The organism is Colwellia sp. MB02u-10, from assembly GCF_014077185.1.
GTDB lineage: Bacteria > Pseudomonadota > Gammaproteobacteria > Enterobacterales > Alteromonadaceae > Cognaticolwellia.
On sequence record NZ_JACGVK010000139.1, the window covers coordinates 109118 to 116733 of the forward strand.

The window sequence follows — 7616 nt, forward strand, 5'->3', positions numbered from 1 at the left end:
TTATAATAACTCGTTCCTGTCGAAAAAAAGCACGCTTATTGTGGAATATTTGAACTATTTTGACGATATATATTCTAATTAAGTTGTAGCGTTTGCTTAATCGAATGCACAGTTCGATGTTTGACAACAAACGAGGAGAAAAGACAGTGGAATTTACAGACATACATATTGGCATGAAATGCGGTAGTAAAAAAGGTAGCGGCACGGTGACTTGGATTGATGGTTCAACCCGTACTATTTATATGGCAAATACCGATCACAACAACAGTTTTGCCGTTGACTTTGAAGAGATTATTGAAGATCCTCAAGCGCACAACAAAGAAGATATCTACTACTAAATTTTTTACTTTACTTACCTAGTGATAAACCTAGTGATAAACCTAATGATAAATTAGCTCCTGTGGGAGCTTTTTTATTGCCTGTGTTACACTGCTAACACACTGTGCTGACATAGTTTATTACTAACCTATATCGTTATGCAGTGATCCATAAACTAAAGTTTTTGGTATAACTATTATAAAGAACTAATGTATAAAACTAATATGTCTAAGTGGGAAGTAACTTATTTAGATAAGCGTTAACTCAAGGAGCAATGATGAATATTCTTATTACCGGAGGTAGCGGCCTGATAGGTCGAGCACTGGTCCAGCACCTGAATGCCGAACGCATTATTGTTTTAACCCGTAATCCTGCAAAAACCGCTAACATACTGCCTGATCATATTGAATTTATCAGTACACTTGACGAAATTGACTTTAATGAACTTGATGTGGTTATTAATTTAGCCGGTGAAGCCATTGTTGACAAAAGATGGTCAAATGCACAAAAAAATACTATTTGCCAAAGTCGCTGGAAAATAACCCAAAACTTAGTTGAAAAAATACAAGCAGCGACTAATCCGCCACATAGTTTAATTTCCGGCAGTGCTATCGGCTTTTATGGCCGCCAAGGCACATTGCCGATAGATGAGAGCTACCAAGAGATACATGATGAGTTTAGCCACAAAGTTTGCCAAAAGTGGGAAGCAATAGCCCAAACTGCTGCGTCAGATAAAACCCGCGTTTGTATTATAAGAACCGGTATTGTCTTGGCTGAAAACGCTGGTGCGTTGCAAAAAATGTTACTGCCATTCAAATTTGGCCTTGGTGGACCTATTGCTAGCGGTGAGCAATTTATGTCATGGATACATATTGATGACATGGTTGCTGTTTTGTTAGCGGCAGTCTACCAAACTTCACTCACGGGTATTATTAATGCTACAGCGCCTATCCCGGTCAGTAATCAAGAGTTTTCAGAAACCTTAAGTGCTGTACTCAAGCGCCCGTGTCTGTTTAGAGTTCCAGCTTTTGTATTACGTGCATTAATGGGCGAGTCAGCAGATTTAGTCTTATATGGCCAAAACGTTTTACCGAGCAAGCTACTCAATAATAACTTTAAGTTTCAATACCCGTCATTAGAGGTAGCACTAAAACAACTCTTAGTTAAGCCATAGAGTGACCTAAACTGGGGTGTAGATCAAAAGCAAATTTTTCCACGCAGTAAGTGTCTTGATATTATCGCCAGTTGTCATAAATCACATCATAACATCCCTGAATGAATTGCCTTTTGGGATGAAGCCAGTCGTACAAATCCAAATTGAAAAAATTTCAAATTTTAAACCCTTAGATTTGTGCAAGGTCATTACTTGAATCTCGTTTTCATCTAATAATTGATAGTCTTTTAACGCTTTATCACTGATTACAGTGTTTGTTGCGTCATTGTTAGGTGGGAACGCCTAGCGTTTATCAAATAATGTCTGCGGATACTTATTTGGATATAATTTGAAAAGAACTAATACTTATAGTACTTCCAATATTAAAGCCCGCATTACGCTCAATGCGGGCCTTTTATCTATCAATTTATAATTACTGTGCTTTAACTTCGATTACAGTTAGACCATTTTCTTGACCGTTTTGATCTTTATAGACGACACCGCCAAGATAGTCTTCACCCGACACAAGTTCCGACAGGCTAACATAAACGCGGTTAGTACGCCCAGCTCGTGCACGTGAAGAAGCTCTAACAGACATATTTTGTGACCTTCCAGCTTTATCAACCAACCAAACATTCAATGGTGCAAACACACTGTCAGCGCCATCCAAGCTCCAACCATGAACAAAGACAACATATATATCGTTGTTGCCTAAATTAGCAAGTGGAAGTGGGTCAACCAACAGAACTGATTCATCAGAACCACCATTTTGACTAGACCCCACTTGTGCACAACTGAACTGTGGACAAGCATAAACATACAAGTCTAAGTCTACTGCTGGGCTGTCTTGATCTGTACCAAATAGTCCAAATTTAGCAATACGTGTACCCTGAGGCACATTCACAAAATAGAAACCTAAACCAGGTTCATTAAATACAAAAGTGCTATCAGCATCCTGCGCCACTTCGCTAACCGAAACATCAGACTGTGCAAGGCCGATGCCTTGAGCAAAGAAACGACCGTTGTAAGCAACTTCAGCAGGAATGGTAATTCTTGCTGAGGAGCCTGCAGTTTCGATGCTTAAGGCTTCAGGAACAACGAGTAAAGGTGGTAACGTTGGTTTCAATACAATTGGGCTTCGTACGTTATGTGCACCATCAGACCAAGTAATTGAACCAAATACCCACTCGTCCAGCACGGCTGAATCATTCTTAGAAAAAGTGAGCTCGTAGATACCCAATCCATCATCATTAAAGCCCATAGTATTTGAATCTACAAAAGTGCTTGTATTCATATCAAAGACAGTAACTACAACGTCAACACCTGTAGGTGCCTCAACTGTCGCTGTGAATGCAACTGAATCACTGACGTTGTTGACAAAACGTCTGACGGTCTGTGTCTCGGCTAGGGATTCAATTGCAATAGATGCTAGATTAAGATCACTAGGTTCAAGCGGAAAACCAGCACCTTCAAGAGCACCACAAGCACCAGGAAAGTAATCAGCTTCAACAAAATCAGCATCACCTGCTCCACACAAGAAAGCGTAGTAATCGTTAAACGTAGCGTCATAAATCAAGCCAGGGGCAATAGCTGAATTGGGTGCTGCATGGCCGGCACCGAAGTCGAATGGGTCAGCTGGTGTGCTGCCATCTTCTTTGGTCATACCTGCTTGGTATGCACTTGTCATCAACGCAGATTTAACTGCCGCAGGTGAGAAAGTAGGTTGGGCTCCAATAATCAAAGCAGCCATACCAGCAATATGTGGCGAAGACATAGACGTTCCGCTTAGGAAAGCATAACTTTCACCGGTAGTACCTGAGTCAACTTGAGCACCAGAGGTACCAGCCAAAATTTGCACACCAGGTGCGGTAATATCAGGCTTTAGGATATCTGCAGTAGCCAAACTTTCACCACGTGACGAGAAATTGGCCATTTGATTACCAATTTGTGTAGATGAATCGGCAATACCGTCGTTAGTCAAAGTAACGGTCACTTCCATTTCATCAACAATCTGAGCGAGACGAACACCATCATCTAGTGAAATCATGACACCAGGAACCATGATCCCAGTTGCATCACCGCCCATAACGATAGCAGTACCCGTTGAGTAAACTACAACGCCTATTGCACCAGCATCTTGAGCATAAAGTATTTTTTCCGAAAAACCACATCCACCACGAGAGATAAACGCGATTTTTCCGTCGATTGCTTCAGGGTTCAAGATCGGGTTGTTACCGGTAAAGCTACCAGAGTCTTCATCACACATTATTGCAGGATCAGTGTTAACTAGTTCACCTGATAAACCTCCAGCTGGAATTGCTACTGTAATAGCGCCTGGAAGCGAAAACACATCTTCACTAATGCCTTCATATGAAACTTCAAGTTTACTGCCTACTAATGCAGCTTCGCCATCATAAGTAGAGGCACCTACAGTTGTTACCCAAGGCACATTATGTGCAACAGTTTGCTCATCAGGGCCAGAGTTACCAGCAGAAAGCGCATTAAATACACCACCACGTGAAGCATTAAAAAATGCTACGTGAACTGGGTCAGTCATATCGGTGCGGCTACCACTAATTGAGAAGTTGATGACATCAACGCCGTCAGCAACTGCAGCGTCGATAGCGGCAACTGAATCCGTTGTGCTACAACCACTATTCCCTGCGGCACTGCCATTCCAACATACTTTATAGGCGGCAACACGAGCGCGAGGTGCAATACCCGAAACGGTGCCCACTACAATACCTTGCAAAGTCGCAGTCACACCTTCATTACCACCAGCGGTAGTTAATGTATGTGTGCCATGACCATCTGCATCACGAGGAGAGTCAAATTCACCAGGCAATAACGTGCTGTTTACTACAAAGCCTTCATTAAAGTATCGTGCGCCAATTAATTTGTTGTTACACGAAAAAGTCTCATCAGTACCCGTATCACAAGTACCATTCCAATCAGGACGTGTATCGGAAATAGGACCGAACGTATTCCCAGGCATATCATCTTGAATACTTGGGTTTTCAGGCCAAATACCTGAATCAACTACACCAATGATGATGTCTTCACCTTTGGTGCCAAGTGTGTGTAATCCCCCTGGTGCTGTTAAACCTAAAAAATTAGGAGTGTTAGCGGTATCCATTTGAAGTAATTCATCAGGCCAAATGTTTAACACATCTGGATTGTTTTTCAATTTTTCAAATTGGCTTGTTGTTAATGTTGCGGCGAAACCATTGAATGAATGCTCATAAGTATAAACAGCATTGCTTACGCCAATACTTTTCATAACTTGATTTTGTTTATTCACCAATTTTTTACGATAAGCAATAGACGCCGCAGAATTTGCATCGTATTTGATGTTATTGAGAACGCTATCAAATCTATCAGGAATAGAATTGTCGCTGCTGTGATTGGCAGCGGGAGCACCTTTCAGTTGCACTATATATTGAGTTTTAGATGAAGCCGTTTCTGAGCTAGATGCATCCAACGTTAGAAGACTGCGTTGTGAATCTGCTAATGCGGAGGCACTATGCAAAGACATCGCCATAAAGCACCCGGCACCGAGTACTGTGAGCTGTTTACGTAACATAAAATATTCCTTTATATAATAATTTAGTTGATATTATTGCCCTAATATAGAAAATGATTACCAAACTTCTTTGAATTGGTTCACAAGCTATAATTACCTAAATTATCTGCAATCTAAATTATATTTATTGAGTTGCAGAACTAACGAAACGTCTATGCAATAAACACACCAAAAAATAAACCATTGATATTAAAAGTTATTTTATTTTTATTTAATTAGCAAACAATGAAGTGTAAAAAAATATGATACTTTATTGTTTGATTTTTAATCATACTTTTGGTTCTTGTGGATACTAGCATTGTCCCGATTATTTAATTCATCGTTTTTTTATAACATTAGCTAGACATCGTAATGCTGATAAATAAATACCTTGGTGTGTAGTCATTTAATAACAATCGTAGGTGTTCAAGCATATTAGAAAGTATTTTGCAGACAACTAGATATGCTTTTAAGTGTGATTTGTTGGATAAGTTTATATGACGAATTGCAGATTTGCTAATGTAAACCTGGACCACAAACAAGCCATATAGAAGAAAAGTCATACCCTTAGTAAGCTGTAAAGAAACCCGACAAAAATAACATATTAGATATAAAAAAACCCAGTCAAAGCTAGGTTTTTATCCACTATTAAATCTAATACATGTTTTTACTTAATGGCTATTTTTCTGCGAACTAAGAGGCCAACACTTAAAAGCATTAGTATTAGAGTAGAAGGTTCAGAAACAGATTGTACACTAGCATCACCTAGGCGAATCTCTCCAAAAGCTAAAGTAAAATCGTTAGTGGCGTCGTAAAGCTCTAAGAATTGGCCTGATAATGGACCCATAGATACGGTCAAAATAAAGTCAGATAAAGGGCCAAACAAGTCAAAGGATTCATCAAAAAAATCCAAACCTGCAAATGGATTGGCTGTATCAAGTCCGGCGATAAGCTCGCCAAATCCAGAATCGAAACCGTCGGCTAATGTCAATGAAAGTGTACCTATAGATAAATCTAGTATTGTAGATCCAAGGTCTAGGTCACCAAATTCGTCTGCTAGCAAGGCGTCATAAGTAATTGAACCAATCAGCTGATTACCCCCCCCAACAATTCCAAAAGGATTAGCATCAGCAAAGTCCATGTCTACATATATTTCTTGCGTAACCAATGCTTCACTTATACCCACCGGTATTAAAGCTGCATTAGCTGATAAAGACACTCCCATAGTGGTGGTGACAAAACATGCTGTTAGTAAAAAATTTTTAAAATACTTCATAAGTTACCCTTTTTATTTTTTAAACGATTCCGTTTATTTGCTATACATTATGACCACATTAATGATGTGAACCTTGGACCACTGCTCTTAGGCAATTAGCAGGCCAAAATTTATTTTCTTTTAATTTCAAAATCTTAAAAAAAATAATAGTTTTTTATAGAAAACATGTAAAATATTTTGACATCGAAAAGCAAGCTTAACACGTCAAATTTAATCAATATTATGCATTTACATACAAAATAATTCTAACTCGTCTATTAAAGTAGTTAATGACTAACATCTCCTAATAGTTCGTAGTCACCCGAAAATTTACAACTCCCTATTAGAGTTGACAGTCTTCATGGTCACGATATACAGCGCCATAAGCCACCAACAGCGCGGTGCTTCGGGCTTCGACAGCTATTAATAAGTGGTCTAACACCATTTTGATTAAATTTGTGATCTAATGGGTTTTATTTTTCATACATTGGTATCAGTCGTTATGATCACACTTGAATCCATTGATTTTAAATCCCTTATAGCAAAAGAAACTAATGGGCGAATGCGAGTTCGTTTGATGGCGCTTTCTCATATCAAAGATGGCGCTAATAACACACAGACAGCACGAAATTTACATATTAGTCGACGTATTGTTAATGACTGGGTTAAAAGGTTTTATGAAAAGGTCTTGATGGTTTAAAAGAAAAACCTCGCTCTGGACGACCTTGTAATCTAAATAAACAACAGCTCTCTCAGTTAAGCCAGTACATTCATGATAATAGTATTAAGCCCAAAGGCGGAAAACTCAAAGCACAAACACTTGTGGCTTATATTACGCAAGAATTTCAAGTCGACTATTCAATTGATAATATTTATCGGCTTTTACATCACCTAGGCTTCTCATGGATAACGAGTCGGTCAAGGCACCCTAAGCAATCAGATGAAGTACAAGAAGCTTTTAAAAAAATTCGAAATGGAAATGATCCGTACGATCCCGTGGAATGTCAGCTTTAAAAATGTAGATGTGTGGTTTCAAGATGAAGCACGCTTTGCCCAGCAGAATACAACGACAAGACTCTGGGCAACAAAAGGAACGAGGCCGAGAGCGGTTAAGCAACAGCAGTTTGAGTATGCTTATCTTTTTGGTGCGGTTTGCACGGCAACAGGAGATACCGAGCACTAATCGCTCCATTGATGAATATAGATGTAATGGAAAAGCACTTAGCATTGATATCCCAAAAAGTTCCAAAGGGACGACACGCCGTTATAGTGGTGGATGGTGCCGCTTGGCATCAAGCCCACTTAACCAAGAAGTTTAATAATTTATC

The 7616-nt window shown here is 39.4% G+C and carries 8 protein-coding genes and 1 pseudogene; 6 read left to right on the top strand and 3 right to left on the bottom strand.

The window, feature by feature from the left end:
- The first annotated feature begins 146 nt into the window (after positions 1-146).
- Together H4J59_RS18220 and H4J59_RS18225 are read left to right on the top strand one after the other, a co-directional pair.
- A complete protein-coding gene (locus H4J59_RS18220; RefSeq protein WP_182241396.1) occupies positions 147-338 on the top strand; it encodes a hypothetical protein in 192 nt (63 codons plus the stop codon).
- Between the two features lie 254 nt (positions 339-592).
- Entirely contained in the window at positions 593-1492 is a 900-nt protein-coding gene (locus H4J59_RS18225) for a TIGR01777 family oxidoreductase (RefSeq protein WP_310733222.1), read from the top strand.
- An 81-nt stretch (positions 1493-1573) separates the two neighbouring features.
- Here the strand turns inward: H4J59_RS18225 and H4J59_RS19895 are convergent, their stop codons facing one another.
- From H4J59_RS19895 to H4J59_RS18240, 3 genes are all read right to left on the bottom strand, one after another.
- Positions 1574-1738, bottom strand: a complete 165-nt coding sequence (locus H4J59_RS19895) for a hypothetical protein (protein ID WP_404852037.1) — start codon at positions 1736-1738, stop codon at positions 1574-1576.
- 166 nt (positions 1739-1904) lie between these two features.
- Positions 1905-5054: a S8 family serine peptidase gene (locus H4J59_RS18235; protein WP_182241397.1), complete on the bottom strand. Its 3150-nt coding sequence runs from the start codon at positions 5052-5054 to the stop codon at positions 1905-1907.
- A gap of 646 nt (positions 5055-5700) precedes the next feature.
- Positions 5701-6309, bottom strand: a complete 609-nt coding sequence (locus tag H4J59_RS18240; RefSeq protein ID WP_182241398.1) for a PEP-CTERM sorting domain-containing protein — start codon at positions 6307-6309, stop codon at positions 5701-5703.
- A 481-nt stretch (positions 6310-6790) separates the two neighbouring features.
- Here H4J59_RS18240 and H4J59_RS18245 point away from each other — a divergent pair, with 481 nt between their 5' ends.
- From H4J59_RS18245 to H4J59_RS18255, 4 genes and pseudogenes are all read left to right on the top strand, one after another.
- Positions 6791-6988, top strand: coding sequence for a helix-turn-helix domain-containing protein (locus tag H4J59_RS18245; protein WP_182241399.1), 198 nt, complete (start codon positions 6791-6793; stop codon positions 6986-6988).
- Positions 6989-7032: 44 nt separating this feature from the next.
- A pseudogene (locus H4J59_RS19900) lies at positions 7033-7113 on the top strand (hypothetical protein); the annotation flags it as partial.
- Positions 7111-7302: a winged helix-turn-helix domain-containing protein gene (locus tag H4J59_RS19905; RefSeq protein WP_404852038.1), complete on the top strand. Its 192-nt coding sequence runs from the start codon at positions 7111-7113 to the stop codon at positions 7300-7302. The pseudogene H4J59_RS19900 and the gene H4J59_RS19905, both read left to right, overlap by 3 nt.
- Positions 7229-7471, top strand: a complete 243-nt coding sequence (locus tag H4J59_RS18255; protein WP_182241400.1) for a hypothetical protein — start codon at positions 7229-7231, stop codon at positions 7469-7471. The genes H4J59_RS19905 and H4J59_RS18255 overlap by 74 nt, the downstream gene beginning before the upstream one ends.
- The last annotated feature ends 145 nt before the right edge of the window (positions 7472-7616 follow it).